The following is a 17925-nucleotide window of genomic DNA, read 5'->3' on the forward strand; positions in this document are numbered from 1 at the left end:
GCGGTTAGACCCTGCCTGTCTCTTAACTTTATGCAATATTTTCCGGAAACCCGGTATCATGGACGGCGCGATATGCAAACAGCATCCTTGAAGATTGGCAGCTTGAAGATCGGTACTCGAGGCAGCAAGCTTGCTCTCGCGCAAGCCTATGAAACGCGTTCCCGTCTGATTGAAGCACATGGTTTCGCCGAAGACGCCATCGAAATCGTGCCGATGTCCACTGCCGGTGATCGTATTCAGGATCGTCCGCTGTCGCAGGTCGGCGGCAAGGGGCTTTTTACCGAAGAGATTGAAGCAGCGCTCAAAGATGGCCGCATCGATCTGGCTGTGCATTCCACCAAGGATATGCCGACTGTTCTGCCGGAAGGTCTTCATCTTTCTACGTTTCTTGAGCGCGAAGATCCGCGCGATGCATTTGTTGGCCGGACCTCGAAGCTCTTTCTCGATCTGCCGCAGGGTGCGGTCGTCGGTTCATCCTCGTTGCGCCGTCAGGCAATGATCAAGCGTCTGCGTCCAGACCTTCAGGTGGTGATGTTCCGTGGCAATGTCCAGACACGTCTGCGTAAACTCGAAGAAGGCGAAGTGGATGGCACATTCCTCGCCTGTGCCGGTTTGAAGCGTCTTGATCTCGCTGACGTGATCACTGATCTGCTTGATCCGGCGGTCTTTTTGCCAGCGCCGGGACAGGGTGCAATCGGCATTGAAAGCCGCATTGACGATGAAAAAATCGATGCGCTGCTCAAGCCATTGGCTCATCGCGAAACGCATGTAGCACTTGCCTGTGAACGCGCATTTCTGGCGACGCTTGATGGCTCGTGCCGCACACCAATTGCCGGTCTCGCAATTGTTGCAGGTGACAAGGTTTCGTTCCGTGGCATGATCCTGACGCCGGATGGCCGTGATGCGCATGAAGTAACCGCGGAAGGCTCGGCTCTCGATGCAGCCGAACTTGGTGCTGATGCGGCCAAGCGCGTGCGGGCTCAAGCTGGTGCGGATTTCTTTGAGGGCTGGGAGTAGCATTGGCGGAAGAGCGGAATGCACCAATCGGTGGCCCTGTCCTGATTACGAGGCCGGAACCGTCAGCATCAATGACGGCGGCAAAGCTTGTTGCTCTCGGCTTTTCGCCCGTTTCCCTACCTGTAAGCCGCACTGTCACGGTTCCATTTTATATCAGCGACCAAGCATTTGACGCTTTGGCGGTCACCAGCGCCAATGCATTTCGACATGTACCCAGCGAAAATCTTGAATCGTTGAAGGCATTGCCGCTTTTTGCTGTTGGCGAAGGCACAGCAAGGGCTGCACAGGAAGCAGGCTTTCAGACTGTGATTGAAGGTGGCGGTGATGCGGTTCGTCTGGCTGCAACAATTGCCAAACATCTGCCGGAAAAGGCGAGGGTCCTTTATCTTGCCGGTCGCGTGCGCCAGTCGATATTTGAGGACAAGGTGTCAGAGGCCGGGCTTAACATGGAAGTCCATGACGTCTACGACGTGGAGGCGATCGACTATTCAGCCAATGAAATCAAAGCCATTCTCGACCAAGGGCCTTTTGTCGCGGTGCTGCTCTATTCAGCAGTCGCAGCGCAGGCTTTTGTTGAGACGATGCAGAAGTTTCGCGCGCAATTTGATGCCGGAACCTGGTTTCTCTGCATTTCTGAGCGTGTTTGTCGTGAGCTGCCAGAGGAATGGCGGGCGAGAGCGCTTGTTGCGGATCATCCGGATGAGAGTGGTATTTTTCGTTTGTTTTCCAAACTTTGACTCTTTTCCTGGCAACCTTCCTTCATCTGATGATTTTATCTGGTAAGCTTCGAACCACCTGATAAGCGAATACGAGAGGACCCATGGCGAAATCCGGCACTCCGCGACATTCCAAACCGGCCCGCGCGCCCGTGACGATCAATCTCGATCCGTCTGATGTAAAACGTGTAGATGAAGGTGCTGCGCCTCAATCGACACCGAAGGCCGAACCTGTCGGGGATTTCGCTCAGAAAGCCGCTCCAAAGCCGGAAGCTCCAAAAACTGAGCCAAAAGTGGAAAAGCCGCCCTTTACTGCGGGTGTTAAGCCCGAAACAACAAGGGAAATGCCTCGTTCCACCGCATCTGTGCCGCCGGTAATTGAAAAGAAATCTGGTTCAACCGGCGCTTATCTTCTGGCGGGCGTTGCAGGCGGTGTAATCGCGCTGGGCGGTCTGCTTGCTTTGCAATTGGGCAATGTGGTGCCGTCACCGGGACCGCGTGTGACAGCAGAACAGCTTGCACATATCGAACAGCAGATTGCCGATCTGCGCAGCAATCCTGCCCCTGCGCCACTTGATGATGCGAGCAAGGCGCAGTTTGCCGATTTGCAGAAAAATGTCGAAGCGGCTGAAATCAAGGCGGAGGCCGTCGCTGGCACGCTGACCGAAGTTCAGCAGCAGATTGCGGCACTGCCAAAGCCAGGCGAGGGCGATGCTGCTCCTGCTGATGTGTCGGCTTTGACCGAGCGTTTAGCATCGCTTGAGCAGCAGTTGAGTGATGCAAAGAATCAGGCCGATCAGGCCGCAGCCGGAGTTTCGGGCAATAGCGGCACGATTTCGAACCTTGAACAGAAGCTGGTTTCGCTTCAGGACAAGGTGAGCGAAAGCGCGCGCCAGCCTGATGCATCCGCACTGATCGCTGCCAATGCGTTGAAGACAGCGATTGATCGCGGTGGTTCGTTCAAGACTGAACTCGACACCTATGCATCGGTTGCACCACAGGATACGTCAATTGAAGGGCTGAAGACCTTTGCCGACAAGGGCGTACCGACCATTGCCGATCTCAATGCATGGTTTGGGCCTGTCGCCAACAAGATCATTGCCACGGAAAACAAGCTTCCAGCAGATGCAGGCGTTTGGGATCAGCTCGTCGCGAGTGCCAAGGGGCTTGTCAGCGTGCGTCCTGTTGCAGGCAATGTCAGTGGAACAGGTGTTGGCCCGACCACGGCGCGCATGGAAGCAGCCCTTCATGCTGGCGATCTTGAGCGTGCGGTTTCCGAATGGGAGCAGTTACCAGCCGATGCCAAGGCTGTTTCGGAAGAGTTTTCAGGACAGATGAAGGCGCGGCGCGATGCCGATGCGCTCATCCAGCGTCTTGTAACCGAAAGCCTCAAGCCAAAGACTGCAACAGACGCCACGGCGCCAAATTAAGGAGGCGTCCATGCTGCGTGTGATTTTTTACTTCGCTATCGTCGTTGCTCTGGGATTTGGCTTCTCGTGGCTCGCTGATCGTCCCGGCGAGCTTGATGTTACCTTTGGCGGTAATCATTACAACGTGCCGCTGATTACGGCTGCTGCCGGTGTTGTGGCAATTGTTGCGGCGATCCTGATTATCTGGTGGCTGATCAAGAGCATCATCCAGTCGCCCTACACACTCCGCCGTCATTTCCGTGCGCGCAAACGCGACCGGGGTTATCAGTCACTCTCGACAGGTCTGATTGCGGCTGGTGCCGGTGATGCAGAAGCCGCTCGCCGTATGACGAAGCAGGCAGGTAAGCTTCTTAACTCCGATCAGGAACCGTTGATCAAGCTTCTTGAAGCGCAGACAGCAATGCTTGAAGGTCGTTCAGACGATGCCCGCAAGGGCTTTGAAGCGATGATCGAAGATCCAGAAACCAAGCTTCTTGGGTTGCGCGGTCTTTATATCGAAGCACAACGCGTTGGTGCGCGTGAAGCTGCCCGCCATTATGCCGTGGAAGCAGCCAAGGAAGCGCCGCAGCTTGAATGGGCGTCGTCTGCCGTCATGGGTCAGCTCTGCTCGGAAGGCGACTGGGATGGCGCCTTGAAGCTCGTTGAAGCGCGCAAACAGGCGCTCGCGCACAGCAAGGATGTGGTCAAGAAGGAGCGCGCAGCGCTTCTGACTGCCAAAGCCATGGCGACAGTCGATGTCGATCATGCACATGCAAAGGCGATTGCGCTTGAAGCCAACAAGCTCGCGCCTGATCTGGTGCCTGCAGCTGTTGTTGCGGCCCGTGCATTGTTTGCTGATGGCGAAGTCCGCAAAGGCTCCAAAATCCTTGAAGCTGCATGGAAGCGTTCGCCGCATCCAGATATTGCTTCGACCTATGTATATGGTCGCGCTGGCGATACTGTGCAGGACCGCCTGAAACGGGCAAAGCATCTGGTCACGCTCAGGTCCAACAATGCGGAAGGCAGCCTGGCCGTAGCGCGTGCTGCTTATGAAGCGGGTGATTATCGTCTGGCGCGTGATAATGCTGAGCAGGTGTTGCGAGGCTCGCCGCGTGAAAGCGCTTATCTATTACTTGCCGATATCGAAGAGGCTGAAACCGGTGATCAGGGCAAGGTCAGGCAATGGCTTGCACAGGCAGTCAAAGCTCCGCGCGATCCGGCATGGACAGCAGATGGTTATGTGTCCGAGCAATGGTCGCCGGTATCTCCGGTCACAGGTCGTCTCAACAGCTTTGAGTGGAAAGTGCCGGTTGAGCAGCTTTCGCCTGTGATTGAGGTTGAAAAGCCGGAAGTGGCTGAAGCCGTTCCTGATCGCATTCCAGAAAACAAGGCAATCGTTCCGGTCGAGAAACATGAACTTAAGCCGAAGTTTCACGATGTTGTTGAGGCGGAGGTTGTTGTGCCAGAGGCCGAGCCTGTCAAGGTAAAGCCAGAGCCGGTTAAGCCTGAAATCAAGCAGGTAGAGAAGCCTGCTGTTCTGGATGTGGCAGAACCAGACGTCGAAGGTGACAACGAGAAACGCCCTGGGCATATGATCGTTGACGATCCCGGTGTTGATGAACGCAAGGCCTCGCAGAAGAGCCAAAACAGCGGTTTGCGCCTTTTCTGACCCCATAATTGTTGCCTAAAGACCACGCAGGAACCGTCTTGAGCTGTTGAAACGCGGCCAAGGCGGTTTGTCGTCTTGTGCCGTGCGGTCATCTCGTTACTTTCAATTCTTCTAAAGAACGGCATTTGCCGAAAGTGTTTCTGTGGCGAGGGTGAATGTTCGATCGTTTGCTGGATTTTCTGAAAGAGTTGCCGGGTAACGGCTTACGAGAGCGGGGCGAAAAATTTGCCGACGATGATCCAAGACTGGCTGCTGCTGCCCTGATGTTTCACATTATGGATGCTGATGGCGACGCGCGCGAAGTAGAACGTGCCAAGCTTTCCACCATGCTTTCGCAGAAATATGGCCTGAAGGGTGATGCGCTAAAACAGCTTATCCGCGCTGCTGAAGAAGCCGATCAGGAATCAATCAGCCTGTCGGACTTCACCACTGTTCTCAAGCGCCATCTGGATTATCACGCACGTCTCGATTTCATCGCCCTGATGTGGGACATCGTTTATGCCGATGGCATCGCCAGCGAAGTTGAGGTCGATGTGATGTGGCGTGTGGCCGAGCTTATCGGCATCAAGGCTGAAGACCGCGATCAGATTGAAGCGCGTGTCCATGCCGGAAATACCACCGCGCCAGAAGCCTGACGCGGCGGTAAAAGTTTAAGTGCGTCCCTGCAAATTGCGTGCCTTGCGCAATTGCGGGAACATGGCAGCCCAGGCTGCTGCAACCGCTATCGAACCTATCCCGCCAATGACCACCGCAGGCACGGCACCGATAGCCGCCGCCATAAGGCCTGCGCGGAACTCTCCAAGCTCGTTTGATGCACCAACGAAGACCATGTTGACAGCGTTCACGCGACCACGAACATGGTCGGGCGTCCAGAGCTGCATCAATGTTTCGCGAATATAGACGCTGATCATGTCGGCGGCTCCAGCCAGAGCCAGAGCGATAATCGATAGCCACGTCAGCGTTGAAACACCAAAGATGATGTTGAAGAAGCCGAACAGTGCTACAAACACGAACATTACGCGGCCTGCATGATGGCGGATTGGATGGCCCGCAAGCCAGATTGCGGTGAGAACAGCGCCGATACCTGGTGCCGAGCGCAGAAGGCCCAGACCCCATGGACCAAGATCGAGAATATCGCGTGCATAGATGGGCAGAAGCGCAACCGTTCCGCCCAGCAGAACGGCAAAAAGATCGAGCGAGATTGCACCCAGAACGATCTTTTCCTTCCAGATATAGCGGAAGCCTGCAAGCATGGTTGAGAGCGAGCGCTCTTCGGTCATTGTATGCTGTTTAGGCTTTGGAATTGAGAAAATCAGGACAGAACCTGCAACCAGAAACACAGTTGCTACGCCGTAAGCAGCGATATGCGAGATGCCGTAGAGCAGGCCGCCAGCAACAGGGCCGACGATGGTTGCTACCTGCCAAGCCGATGAGTTCCACGAAACGGCATTGGCGAAGTCTTCCGTCGGAACGAGGTTGACTACCAGCGAAGCGGAAGACGGTCCGAGAAAAGCGCGAGCGATGCCGAAGACCAGCAATGCCCCAAAAACGACAATAGGCTCGAAGTCGCCAAACAAGGTGAGGAGCAAAAGGAAGGCTGTAACGCCTGCTTCCAATACCAGCGACAGCCCCATGACAAGCCGTCGGCCAAAACGGTCAGCTGCGGCACCCGTAAACAGAACCAGCACAAGTGCCGGGAGAAACTGGACAAGGCCAACCATGCCAAGATTGAATGCATCACGGGTCTGGTCATAAATCTGCCAGCCAACCGCTACGCTGACGATCTGAACGGCAAAAGCGCTCAGAAAACGCGCGGCCCAGTATTTTTTAAAGGAAGCATGGCGGAATGCGGCGTAACGATCCGCATGGGAAGCATCGGTGCTGGGGGACATTGCTCAAGACATCTGTAAAAGGGAGTTCCTTCTTACAGCAATTTTTAGTCGGCAAGTATCACATTTCTTGGAGAATCTAACGCTTGTGCAACAAAGCGGGAGCGTGTCTCTGTAAAGCCAAAGTAGGAGACAGTCGGCGGATAGCAAAAAGGCCGGTCGAAACCGGCCTTCCGTTAAATATCTTTCAGGATTGTTGATCAATCCTTGCCAAGAAGGCCTTTCCAGATGATTGCGCCAATTGCGGCACCCACCAGCGGAGCGACCCAGAACAGCCAGAGCTGGCCAAGCGCGCTGGTTTCTGCAAACAAGGCTGCCGCTGCCGAACGTGCAGGATTGACCGAGGTATTTGTTACCGGGATCGAGATCAGGTGGATCAGCGTCAGTGCCAGACCAATTGCGATTGGTGCAAAGCCAGCTGGTGCCGAGGATGATGTCGAACCCAAAATGACGATCAAGAAGAAGGCCGTCAGCACGATTTCAACGAGCAGTGCCGATGTCAGGCTATATCCACCTGGTGAGAGTTCACCATAGCCGTTGGATGCGAAACCAGCTGCTGTAAAGCCGCTTTTACCGGTTGCGATGAGGTACAGAATTGCTGCTGCAGCAATGCCGCCCAATACCTGTGCAATCCAGTAAGGGATGAGGTCTTTAGCCGGAAAGCGTCCCGCAACCAGAAGACCGAGCGATACGGCTGGATTGAAATGACCGCCGGAAATGCCGCCAACAGCATAGGCCATTGTAAGGACGGTCAGACCGAAGGCGAGTGCAACGCCTGCAAAGCCGATGCCCAATTCAGGATAAGCGGCTGCGAAGATCGCGCTGCCGCAACCGCCGAAAACAAGCCAGAATGTTCCGAAAAATTCCGCAGACAGTTTGTTCAACATGGAAGTCCCCAGTGTTGGTGTAGTGATAAGTGCCATTGCGAATCAGATGACCAAATATATAGCCGACTTTTTCTTACATCAATCATGTTTAATTGGAGGATATTTTTATAATTTCTGGATGCTATTGAATGAATATCAGTAAATTTTTAATCGATCCCTATTTGTATTAGAATGTTCTTTTAAACAGTTCTAAAATATCAAAAAGACTAGGAAAACCCATGAATTAGCCGCTTTTCCGCCTTAATTTAAATCATTCTTGTTTTTGTCTTGTATATTGCGGGAGTGGTTGTGCCCGCGCTATAAGAAGCTTGTTCATGCAGATGGTTATGATGGAAACTATCTCGGCAAACGGGTATCGCGTGGGGCATTATAGGGAGTTGCCAGCCTTGAATATTCAATTGGAGGCACGAACTGGCGGATCGGTCTTGCGCGCTGTATCGGCTATGACCATGATCGCTCTTCTTTCCGGCTGTACCGCGACTGCATGGAGCGAGACGGTACGCATCGATAGTAAGCCGCCGATGCCGACAGAATGTGCTGGTTGGCAGAGAATTGATCTCAAGCAGCGCACAACAATGGTTCTTCTGCGTGAAGATGCGCGCCTCGTAACCGATATCGATGCGCATAATCTTAAGGGCCGCAATCTGGGTTGCTGGGAGTAGCCCTTTCTTTCTCATCCGTTTTTGATGTTTTTTTGTGACTGATCCGACGAATGTCAGGTCAGCGAGACCGTTATTGCGTCTGTTCCAATAATTGCCTGAATGTTCTGCGTTATAAAAACACAATGCTCGCGCAATTTTTATAGCTGATTCTGACTGTATTAACCTCACATTAACCATGGAGGTTAAAGGTCATTTTGATATCGATTTCATCCGCGCTCCATGTGGGACTGCGGGCAATTTAGAGAAGCACACCGGTGATACGTTTCGAGAATGTCGGCCTGCGATATGGAATGGGGCCAGAGATCCTGAAGGATGTCAGCTTCCATATTCCGCCACGTTCATTTCAATTTCTGACCGGACCGTCCGGTGCCGGGAAAACCTCTTTGTTGCGCCTGTTGTTTATGGCGCTGAAACCAACGCGCGGACTGATCAATATTTTTGGCAAGGATGTCGCGCGGCTCGATCATAAGGAAGTGCCGCTTCTGCGTCGGCGCATCGGGATTGTATTTCAGGATTTCCGTCTGCTGGATCACATGACAACCTATGAAAATGTTGCTCTTCCGCTGCGTGTGCGCGGCAAGGAAGAGGCGACATACCGTCATGAAGTAGAAGAACTTCTGCATTGGGTCGGCCTCGGTGACCGCATGAACGTGCTGCCGCCCGTGCTTTCCGGTGGTGAAAAGCAACGTGCTGCAATTGCGCGTGCGCTGATCGACCAGCCAGAATTGCTGCTGGCGGATGAGCCGACCGGTAACGTCGATCCACCGCTCGCCAAGCGCCTGTTGCGGCTTTTTACCGAGCTTAATCGTTCCGGCACTGCAGTCATCATCGCGACGCACGATCTATCGCTGATGGATCAAGTGAATGCGCGTCGCATGATCCTCGAACATGGGCGGCTCGATATCTATGATTGAAGCTGACAAAGACTGGCAGAGAGCTTTTCGGAAGGTCCTAGACGACCTGCGCATTCGCTTTGAAGACCTCAAAGATATGCTGATGGTTCGCATCGGCAAGCGCAGGAAACGTCAGGGGCCAAGCCCGATTGTGCCGGACGGCAGTGTGACGGGCACAGCGCTTGTGATCGTGATTGCGATCATGACATTTCTCGCCTGCCTTACCCTGGGTGGCGTTACGCTGGTGCGCGCTTCTGCTGCTCAATGGCAAAGTCAGATTGCACGAGAAGCAACTATTCAGATCCGACCTGCCGATGGGCTGGACATGGAAAAGGCGCTTCAGGACGCAAGCGGGATCGCGCGCGGCTTTGCAGGCGTGAAAGATACCAGCATCATCGACAAGGATGCCACCGCGCGTTTGCTTGAGCCCTGGCTTGGTACGGGTCTCAATATCGATGAATTGCCCGTTCCACGTCTGGTTGTCGTGACGATTGATGAGAATTCGCCGCCGGATTTTGAAACAATGCGGGCGGAAATTACCCGCTCTATCCCGAGCGCGAGTTTCGACGATCACCGCACATGGGTCGACCGGCTTGTTTCAATGGCCAATACAACCGTGCTGATCGGAACAGGTGTCTTGTCGCTCGTCATTGCCGCGACTGTTCTGACGGTTATCTTCGCAACGCGCGGCGCTATGTCGGGCAATGGCCATATTATTGAAGTTCTGCACTTCATCGGTGCAGAATCAAAATTCGTTGCGCGCGAGTTCGAATGGCACTTTTTCCGCACAGCCCTTAAAGGTGCGCTGTTCGGCGGAGGTGCCGCTATGCTGGTTTTCTTCGTCTTTTCGTGGTGGGCATCTCGGCATATGGCGACGCCTGCCGGTGATCAGGCTGCCGCAATGTTCGGTAATTTTGCCATTGGTCGCGATGGTTACATTGGCGCTGCGGCAATCATCATTCTAGTGAGTGTGCTGACGATGTTGACGAGCCGCCTGACGGTCGTTCGACAGCTTGCGACGATGGATGGTCCGGGAGTACGGGCCGAATGACCGCTTTTTTTACCAATACCGGCCGGAAGTCACGAATTTCCGGCAACTTTCCGAGTTATCGCCGCAATGATGGCTATGATAGCAAGAAAGGTGAACGCAAGTTTCAGCAAACGGTATCGGTTGGGCATTCGGGAAGCGTTGATGCAGCAGCAGATAGAGAGATGGGGGCGGATACGGGTGCTGTGGTATGGCGCCGCAGTCGTACAATTGGTGCGACGTCCACGCTTGCGTCTACAGTCGGTAAATTCTTATGGTCTGTCCTAATGCGTGTATTTCGACGACTTCAGCCTATTTCCATCGTTCTCTTTCTGGCCATTGTCGCTTTCCTGATTGGCTTCGTTGCCTTCAGTGAAAAAGTCACCAGCATGCAGTCGCCTGTTCTGGATGAACCGGCTGACGCTATTGTTGTTCTGACTGGTGGACAGTCTCGCATTCAGGCCGCTCTCGATCTCTTAAAGGGTAAGCAAGGAAAGCGTTTGTTGATTAGCGGCGTTCATCCGTCAACCACGGAAAAATCGCTGCAGCGTGCGACCCATTCGGAGCAAAGTCTGTTTGATTGCTGTGTCGATCTTGACCGATCTGCGCTTAACACTGTGGGTAATGCGACTGAAAGCGAACGCTGGATACGCGCCAACAACTATCATCGTGTGATTGTCGTCACCAATAATTACCACATCCCGCGTAGCATTCTGGAAATGTCCTATCGGATGCAGGACGTTGAATTTGTGCCTTACCCTGTGGTCAATGGCGAAAAGCGTTCGCATAGCTGGGTGGCAGAGAGTGATACGCTCAGAGTGCTGTTTATCGAATATGTCAAATATCTGGGTGCTGCCATTCGCGTAGGCGGAGCCAGAATTTTCGGTGATACGGCTTAAGCCCCAATAAGTGCATCCCACGATTTGATGATCGCGTGCAGAGATTTCCTTATGGAAAAAGCTCAGCTTCCTGATATATCGGGTGCCGCAGCTTTCATGAGAAAGCACCGAAATTCTGTCATCTGATGCGGTTGCATCAGGTCCACTTAAGGTCTTCGCCGATACGATGCTTCTCTATCTGCGCTCAATCCTGTTCAATTTGGCTTTTTACATCGGCACTCTGGTGCAGATGATCCTTTATACGCCGTTCTATTTTCTGCTTCCCCGCAAGAAGGCATGGATCGTTCCCAAGACCTGGGCGCGGGTTAACCTGTGGCTGCAGAAATATATCGCCGGTACGGATTACGTCATCGAAGGCCTCGAGAATATTCCCGAAGGCGCTTATATCGTTGCGCCCAAGCATCAGTCTGCATGGGACACTTACGCGTTCCTGCCGCAGCTTGACGATCCTGTTCTGATCCTCAAGCGTGAATTGATGCGGATACCACTCTTTGGCTGGTATGTTGCCAAGATGGAAATGATCCCGGTTGATCGTGGATCGCGCGTCAAAGCGCTTCATTCCATTACCAAGGGAGCGGAGAAGGCGATTGCAGAAGGTCGCCAGATTCTCATCTATCCGGAAGGCACGCGCCGTTCACCGGGAGCGCCGCCGCAGTATAAATACGGCATTGTGCATCTTTACGAAGCGCTGAATCTGCCTGTATTGCCGATTGCTCACAATGCGGGGCTTTACTGGCCACGCCGAAAGTTCCTGCGCTTTCCGGGCACCATTCGCTGCCGTGTGCTGCCGCCCATTCCGGCGGGCCTTGAGAAAGAAGAATTCCTGCGTCGTTTGATAGAAACGACGGAGACGGCTTGTGATGAACTGCTGGTTGCAGCAAGTCGCGACACCAAAGCTCCGCCCATGCCGCCTACAGCTATCGAAAGGCTGAAGGAATTGGGCGAAACAACTTCCTCCTAACTCTTATTAGCCAATCACGCTCAGTTGCATTGCAACAATGACAATTCGCCGCGTTTTGTTGAACTTTCGTTTTTCTTGCACGGAAACATGAAACCCGTTATCAGAGCGCGACACGAAAGGACCCATCATGAATATTGATGCTATCTCCATCGGCAACAATCCGCCAGAAGACGTCAACGTGATCATCGAAGTGCCGGTCGGCGGACAGCCGATCAAGTACGAGATGGACAAGAAGGCTGGCGCCCTGATTGTGGACCGCTTCCTCTACACACCAATGACCTATCCGGGCAATTACGGCTTCGTGCCGCACACGCTTTCGGAAGATGGCGACCCAATCGACGTTCTGGTCTGCAACACCCGTCCGCTGGTTCCTGGCTGCGTGATCAATGTTCGCCCAATCGGCGTTCTGGTCATGGAAGACAATTCCGGCAAGGACGAGAAGATCATTGCAGTTCCTTCGCCAAACCTGACGCAGCGTTATGCAAAGGTGCATGATTATTCCGATCTTCCGGAAATCACGCTCAAGCAGATCGCGCACTTCTTCGAGCACTACAAGGATCTGGAACCAGGCAAGTGGGTCAAGATCGGTGATTGGGGCGATGAAGATTACGCTCGCAAGTTCATCGTTGAAGCGATTGAACGCGCCAAGGGCAAGTAATCTGCCTTATATGTTTAATCAAAAACGCCCGGATGAAAGTCCGGGCGTTTTTGTTTGTCTGGTTATGTATGGGCTTCTTACAGAAGTGCAGGAAGCAGCGTCGTCCACATGAACTGACGGATGAAGAAGATAATCAGCAGGACGACGATAGGTGAAATATCGATGCCGCCGAGATTGGGCAGGATATTGCGGAGTGGACGCAGGACCGGTTCAGTTACTTTGTAAAGAAACTCACCGATCGATGCGACAAAGCGATTGGAAGAATTGACGACGTTGAACGCATAGAGCCATGAGAAAACGGCGCTAGCGATAATGATCCAAGTATAGATATCGAGCGCCAGATCAATGGTGCGGAACAATGCGATCATAAAGGTCTCCTTGGCAATCGGAGCGGCACAGATCATAAGCTGACCCAGGAAGACCGCTCCAACCCTTTGAACTTTGCATCGTACTGTCCCAATCCAGTCAGGCTACGGAGCGATGCTTTAGCCGAGATGTAGCGGTTGCTTTGGGCAAGAACAAGGGCAAGCCGTACAAGCAATGCAACTTTAATATCTCCTGTCTGCTTGCAGGAGAAATCAGGGGCAGTTTGCTGCAATTGCCGCTAGAGCTTGTCGCTATGTCCGTTCAGGCACCGATTTGTCTGCGATATTCGTCGGGGGTGATACCCATCAATTTGCGGAACATGGCGATGAAAGCTGATGCGCTGGCATAGCCAAGGTCAAGCGCCACATGTTCGACTTTTGCTCCCTTTTCGAGCAGCGGCATGGCTTTTAACGTCCTTAGCCGCTGTTTCCATTCAGGGAAGCTCATGCCCAGCTCCTGTTTGCAACGACGCATCAGTGTTCTTTCGGACGTATTGGCGATCTTTGCAAGAGCGTGAAGGGTGCGATTGTCACTTGGATCATCTTCAAGGATCGACAATATCTTTTGGAGGGCAGGGTCCGTGCTGGAAGGCAGATAGGAACCCGCACATGGAGCAATAGCCAGCTGATCAAGCAGCGTATGCAGCATCCGTGTTTCTTGCGGTTGCTGTGGTTGCGATGGCTTCTTCATGCGCAGATGTTCAAGCAAAGTGCGGATCAGTGGATTGAGGTTGAGCGCGCAGGCCTTGGCTGGAAGATCAGTACAAAGCTCTTCTGTCACATAGAGCGAGCAGTAGCACACTTCCTGACGATTGAGACCTTGATGCTCGATATGCGGAGGTAGCCATATCCCATATTGCGGCGGGGCCAGCAGATGGCTGTCGCCGATACGCACCTCCATTACACCAGTGAAGGAATAGACAAACTCTCCCCAATCGTGGCGATGCATGGGATAGCGCGCAGCCGGTGGCATGCAGGCTGTTCGAAAGAACAGCGGCTCCGGTAAGGCTTCTGTAAAGGGAGGTTGATGCGTAGGTTCGAGAGCTATTCCCGCCATTATGGCAATCCTGCGATAAGGTTTGTCAGTTTTAAGCTATATGCCCTATACCTGACAAGCGTACACCCATTGTTCGAATTAATCACGAGGATTCGGACAATGGAGCGTAAGCCCGTCAACACGCACGCATTTGGAATGATGCTTCTTGTTTGCATCAGCCTCGGCTTGCAGCAGGTGCTGTTGAAATTGACGGCTTCGGATATTTCGCCATTGTTCCAAATTGCGCTGCGGTCGGGCGTGGGGGCTGCATTAATCGCTGCTATTATGATCGCGCGGCGTGAAACGCTGACTATTGCCAATGGAATCTGGAAACCTGGCCTGCTGGTCGGTTTGCTGTTTGCGCTTGAATATCTGTTTCTTGGGGAAGGGTTGCGACTAACCTCAGCCGCTCATGCTGTGGTTTTGCTTTATACAGCACCACTCTTTGCGGCACTTGGCTTGCATCTTCTGGTGCCATCAGAGCGCCTGACCACCATACAATGGGGCGGCATCGGCATTGCCTTTATGGGCATAGCGATAGCTTTCCTTGTTCGCGGTGAGGCTGTCCATGGTGATTTCCAGGCCATGGTTATTGGCGATGGGCTTTGCCTGCTCGCGGGGATGGCATGGGGAGCAACGACCGTTGTGGTCCGTGGTTCACGTCTTGCGGCACTGCCAGCGAAGCAGACCTTGCTCTACCAGCTTCTAACCGCCTTCGTGACCTTGTCGGTTGCCGCATCCCTGATGGGGCAAGTGGAGATCAACTGGACCACTACGCTGGTGGGCAGCTTCGCGTTTCAGTCTGTCATTGTATCTTTTGCGGTATTTCTGATCTGGTTTCAGCTTTTGCGGATTTATCGGGCATCCCAATTGGGTTCACTCTCTTTCATGACGCCAATTTTCGGGGTGATTTTTGGTGCGATCATTTTGGGCGAGCCGATTGAAACCAGTTTCGTGGTGGGCACGGTATTTGTGATAACGGGAATAATGATCGTGAACGGCAAAGAGGCGCTGGCCGATCATTTTCGTCGTTACGGACAGAGTTGATCAGGCTGTGTCGTGCTTTTGCCGATTCACTTTGGTGCATATCAGATCGTTGACATGTTCAAGCGCATGATCCCGCACACGCATATTGCGCAGATGCTCAAGCGTGTTGGCAACATAGTCAAGATTGGCACCGGAATCTCCCTGTGCTGAGACAACGATTGCTGCGGCGTCCTCGGCTTTGAGCGAACCGGCATATTGGATATGCCGTCGGTCGGCGACATAGGTTACAGCCTGTACATCGCGCCCGTCCGCTAGCCGAAGGCGAAGCCATTTTTCGTGATAGACCTGGTTGGACATTTCGCGTTCGCGCAAATAGACCATGACTTCGTCTGTCATATCGCCGGGTACACGGAAGGCGATGCCGAGGCATGATCCGCCAGCATCAAGCCCCAAAACAAGGCCGGGATGATCCGGTGTTCCGCGATGAACGTGTGAATAGATGCAGAGGCTACGGCGATAGCCATGCAGGCGCGCACGCATTGTTTCGACATGTGCGAAGCCAGGCCGCCACATCAGCGAACCGTAACCAAATACCCAGAAATCATTCTTTCGCATGTCGCTCGTACGCATTGTCATGATATCAAATCTATATATGGACAATTATGGCTGGTTTTTATCGATAATCTCAAGATATCCCGCGTTTTTTAATCGGGCGAACTTCACAAGACTCAATCCTGCCATAATATAGCCACCTGTTGGGAACAGCAGAACAGATGATGATTGTTCGGGCTGGAAATGCCCTTCGCTTTGTCACCTCAACCAAGTATCTGATTGAAAGAGGCTTTTTCAATGGCGCATGCTGGTATTGAAACCAAAAAATCCAGGAAGCGCCCTGTTACGATTGCCGTCATCGTCCTCGTGCTGATCGCCGCCTATACAGCGGGCTGGTTTTATCTGGCAGGCAAGATTGAAACGCGTGCCAAGGCCGATATGGCAAAGCTTGCATCGCAAGGTGTAGGCGTGCAGTGCGAGAATCTTCACATGGGCGGATATCCGCTCCGTGTGAATGTGGTTTGTGCCAGTATTTCGTGGCAGAAGCCCTCTGAAGGCATGGCTTTGCGTGCCGGACGTTTCACGTCAGGGTCTCCGGTTTATGCGCCGCGTTCACTCAGCAATGAACTTGGTGGACCGGCTTTTGTCGAGTTTCCCGGCTTTCAGCCACTTGAGGTCAATTGGAGCAAATTTACCTCCAACACGCGTCTTGCGCGTCCGTTCCCTACCGAGATCGAGCTTGATGCGCGCGATGTAACGGTCGGCGTGCGTACAGAAACGACGACCACCCAGCCTCTTAGCAAGCTTGAGCAGATGAATCTCCGCATGAGCAGCGAAGATGATCAGCTTAAGATCAATGGACGCTTTGCGGCCCTCAAGCTGGAACCATCCGTTATTGGCAGTGCCAAGAGCCCGGAAATCGATGGTCTGGCCGATATCGTAATTGCCAATGCGGGAACGTTTCTGGCACCGAGTGCTGCACCGTTTAACGAACGGATGCGCGGCCATAGTGGTGTGATCAATCAGGCATTTCTATCCATGCCCAATGGTGCGGTGCTTTCGGTAGCTGGTCCCTTTTCAGTCGATCTGGAAGGTGAGATCGATGCTGACCTGAAGGTCACGATGGTCAACCCGCAATCCTTTGCGCAAGCCGGTCAAACCGTGTTTCCCGAACAGGGCGGCAATATCGCTACTGTTCTTTTTGCTCTTTCCGCCATGCCGAAAGACGAAAACGGCAACCCCGTTATCGAGATTGCCGTTCGTAAGGGAAGAGCCAGCGCTGGTTTTATTCCATTAGGACATTTGCCGACTTTGTAAGGCGGTTTGGAACAGGGCAGAGCGTTCTTCTGCCCTAGTTTATCATTTCTTTTCGCTGATCTCAGCGGCTGCCTGACGTCCGAAGTTCGGTGCGTCGACTTCCTGACCGGCATCGATAATGCTACGGCGCACCGCACGCGTGCGGGTGAAGAGATCAAACAGAGCCTCACCATCGCCCCAGCGGATCGAGCGCTGCAACGAAGCGAGATCTTCCGAGAAACGCGCCAGCATCTCAAGGATTGCGTCCTTGTTATGGAGGCAGACGTCGCGCCACATGGTTGGATCGGACGCCGCCAGACGCGTAAAATCACGGAAACCCGAAGCCGAATATTTGATGACTTCCGATTTTGTCACCTGCTCCAGATCGCTGGCTGTACCAACAATGTTATAGGCGATGATATGCGGAAGATGCGAGACGATGGCCAGTACCAGATCATGGTGCTGTGGGTCCATCTGATCGAGGCGCGAGCCGCAGGCCGTCCAGAAGGCGGAAAGCTTGTCTATGGCCGCCTGATCGGTGTCCGGCAGAGGCGTGAGAATACACCAGCGATTGGTGAAGAGCTCTGCAAAACCAGCGTCAGGACCGGAATATTCCGTACCCGCGAGAGGGTGGCCGGGAATGAAATGCACATTGGCCGGCAGTTCCGGCTGCATCTGCGCGATAACGGACGCCTTGGTCGATCCGACATCGGTAACGATAGCGCCTGGCTTCAGATGTGCTGCAATCTGCTTGGCAACGGTGCCGGACGAACCGACTGGCACCGATACGATGACGAGATCAGCATCTTGAACGGCTTGCGCACTATCGGTCGAGTAGCTGTCGCCGAGGTTTAATTCCTCGGCGCGCTTTAATGTTTCGGCACTGCGTGTTGCAATGGCGATATGATTGGCAAGGCCTTCGCGGCGAATGACACGCGCCAGCGATGAGCCGATAAGGCCGATACCGATAAGCGCGATTTTTTCGAAATGGATCGTGGACAT

The 17925-nt window shown here is 53.4% G+C and carries 19 protein-coding genes; 13 read left to right on the forward strand and 6 right to left on the reverse strand.

Features of this window, described 5'->3' with window-relative positions; all coding sequences use genetic code 11:
* Positions 1 to 72: 72 nt before the first annotated feature.
* The 5 genes from hemC (at position 73) to QSJ70_RS09275 (ending at position 5446) form a co-directional block, all read left to right on the forward strand.
* A complete protein-coding gene (gene hemC, locus QSJ70_RS09255; RefSeq protein WP_285535893.1) occupies positions 73 to 1017 on the forward strand; it encodes a hydroxymethylbilane synthase in 945 nt (314 codons plus the stop codon).
* A 2-nt stretch (positions 1018 to 1019) separates the two neighbouring features.
* Positions 1020 to 1754 carry a uroporphyrinogen-III synthase gene (locus tag QSJ70_RS09260; protein WP_285535895.1) on the forward strand — a complete coding sequence of 245 codons (735 nt, stop codon included), beginning with the start codon at positions 1020 to 1022 and terminating at the stop codon, positions 1752 to 1754.
* An 83-nt stretch (positions 1755 to 1837) separates the two neighbouring features.
* Complete coding sequence (locus QSJ70_RS09265) at positions 1838 to 3163, forward strand: COG4223 family protein (RefSeq protein ID WP_285535896.1); 1326 nt, start codon at positions 1838 to 1840, stop codon at positions 3161 to 3163.
* 10 nt (positions 3164 to 3173) lie between these two features.
* Entirely contained in the window at positions 3174 to 4811 is a 1638-nt protein-coding gene (locus QSJ70_RS09270; protein ID WP_105519003.1) for a heme biosynthesis protein HemY, read from the forward strand.
* Between the two features lie 155 nt (positions 4812 to 4966).
* The gene (locus tag QSJ70_RS09275) at positions 4967 to 5446 is read left to right on the forward strand and encodes a tellurite resistance TerB family protein (protein WP_285535899.1); all 480 of its coding nucleotides are present in this window, start codon (positions 4967 to 4969) and stop codon (positions 5444 to 5446) included.
* A 15-nt stretch (positions 5447 to 5461) separates the two neighbouring features.
* Here QSJ70_RS09275 and QSJ70_RS09280 read toward each other — a convergent pair whose 3' ends face one another.
* Together QSJ70_RS09280 and aqpZ are read right to left on the reverse strand one after the other, a co-directional pair.
* Complete coding sequence (locus tag QSJ70_RS09280) at positions 5462 to 6703, reverse strand: MFS transporter (RefSeq protein ID WP_285535901.1); 1242 nt, start codon at positions 6701 to 6703, stop codon at positions 5462 to 5464.
* A 197-nt stretch (positions 6704 to 6900) separates the two neighbouring features.
* Entirely contained in the window at positions 6901 to 7587 is a 687-nt protein-coding gene (gene aqpZ, locus QSJ70_RS09285; protein ID WP_007872124.1) for an aquaporin Z, read from the reverse strand.
* Between the two features lie 386 nt (positions 7588 to 7973).
* Here aqpZ and QSJ70_RS09290 point away from each other — a divergent pair, with 386 nt between their 5' ends.
* From QSJ70_RS09290 to ppa, 6 genes are all read left to right on the forward strand, one after another.
* The gene (locus QSJ70_RS09290; RefSeq protein ID WP_007872122.1) at positions 7974 to 8249 is read left to right on the forward strand and encodes a hypothetical protein; all 276 of its coding nucleotides are present in this window, start codon (positions 7974 to 7976) and stop codon (positions 8247 to 8249) included.
* A gap of 290 nt (positions 8250 to 8539) precedes the next feature.
* A complete protein-coding gene (ftsE, locus tag QSJ70_RS09295; RefSeq protein ID WP_153223108.1) occupies positions 8540 to 9163 on the forward strand; it encodes a cell division ATP-binding protein FtsE in 624 nt (207 codons plus the stop codon).
* Complete coding sequence (locus QSJ70_RS09300) at positions 9156 to 10193, forward strand: cell division protein FtsX (RefSeq protein ID WP_007872117.1); 1038 nt, start codon at positions 9156 to 9158, stop codon at positions 10191 to 10193. The genes ftsE and QSJ70_RS09300 overlap by 8 nt, the downstream gene beginning before the upstream one ends.
* On the forward strand, positions 10190 to 11068 hold the full coding sequence (locus QSJ70_RS09305; RefSeq protein WP_105519000.1) for a YdcF family protein: 879 nt from the start codon (positions 10190 to 10192) through the stop codon (positions 11066 to 11068). The genes QSJ70_RS09300 and QSJ70_RS09305 overlap by 4 nt, the downstream gene beginning before the upstream one ends.
* Positions 11069 to 11234: 166 nt before the next feature.
* A complete protein-coding gene (locus QSJ70_RS09310) occupies positions 11235 to 12029 on the forward strand; it encodes a lysophospholipid acyltransferase family protein (RefSeq protein ID WP_285535905.1) in 795 nt (264 codons plus the stop codon).
* 127 nt (positions 12030 to 12156) lie between these two features.
* Positions 12157 to 12687, forward strand: coding sequence for an inorganic diphosphatase (gene ppa, locus QSJ70_RS09315; protein WP_007872105.1), 531 nt, complete (start codon positions 12157 to 12159; stop codon positions 12685 to 12687).
* Positions 12688 to 12764: 77 nt separating this feature from the next.
* Here the strand turns inward: ppa and QSJ70_RS09320 are convergent, their stop codons facing one another.
* Both QSJ70_RS09320 and QSJ70_RS09325 read right to left on the reverse strand, forming a co-directional pair.
* Positions 12765 to 13055, reverse strand: coding sequence for a YggT family protein (locus tag QSJ70_RS09320; RefSeq protein WP_007872091.1), 291 nt, complete (start codon positions 13053 to 13055; stop codon positions 12765 to 12767).
* A 259-nt stretch (positions 13056 to 13314) separates the two neighbouring features.
* A complete protein-coding gene (locus tag QSJ70_RS09325; protein WP_079212396.1) occupies positions 13315 to 14109 on the reverse strand; it encodes an AraC family transcriptional regulator in 795 nt (264 codons plus the stop codon).
* A 99-nt stretch (positions 14110 to 14208) separates the two neighbouring features.
* Between QSJ70_RS09325 and QSJ70_RS09330 the strand changes: the two genes are divergently transcribed.
* A complete protein-coding gene (locus QSJ70_RS09330; RefSeq protein ID WP_194778951.1) occupies positions 14209 to 15135 on the forward strand; it encodes a DMT family transporter in 927 nt (308 codons plus the stop codon).
* Here QSJ70_RS09330 and QSJ70_RS09335 read toward each other — a convergent pair whose 3' ends face one another.
* A complete protein-coding gene (locus QSJ70_RS09335; RefSeq protein WP_105518997.1) occupies positions 15136 to 15705 on the reverse strand; it encodes a gamma-glutamylcyclotransferase in 570 nt (189 codons plus the stop codon).
* 219 nt (positions 15706 to 15924) lie between these two features.
* Between QSJ70_RS09335 and QSJ70_RS09340 the strand changes: the two genes are divergently transcribed.
* Positions 15925 to 16944: a DUF2125 domain-containing protein gene (locus tag QSJ70_RS09340; protein WP_285535909.1), complete on the forward strand. Its 1020-nt coding sequence runs from the start codon at positions 15925 to 15927 to the stop codon at positions 16942 to 16944.
* Positions 16945 to 16986: 42 nt separating this feature from the next.
* On the opposite strand, the gene QSJ70_RS09345 is transcribed toward QSJ70_RS09340, so the two are convergent.
* Positions 16987 to 17925 carry a prephenate/arogenate dehydrogenase family protein gene (locus QSJ70_RS09345; protein ID WP_007872079.1) on the reverse strand — a complete coding sequence of 313 codons (939 nt, stop codon included), beginning with the start codon at positions 17923 to 17925 and terminating at the stop codon, positions 16987 to 16989.

It is taken from the genome of Brucella sp. NBRC 12950 (assembly GCF_030268145.1).
Classification (GTDB): domain Bacteria; phylum Pseudomonadota; class Alphaproteobacteria; order Rhizobiales; family Rhizobiaceae; genus Brucella.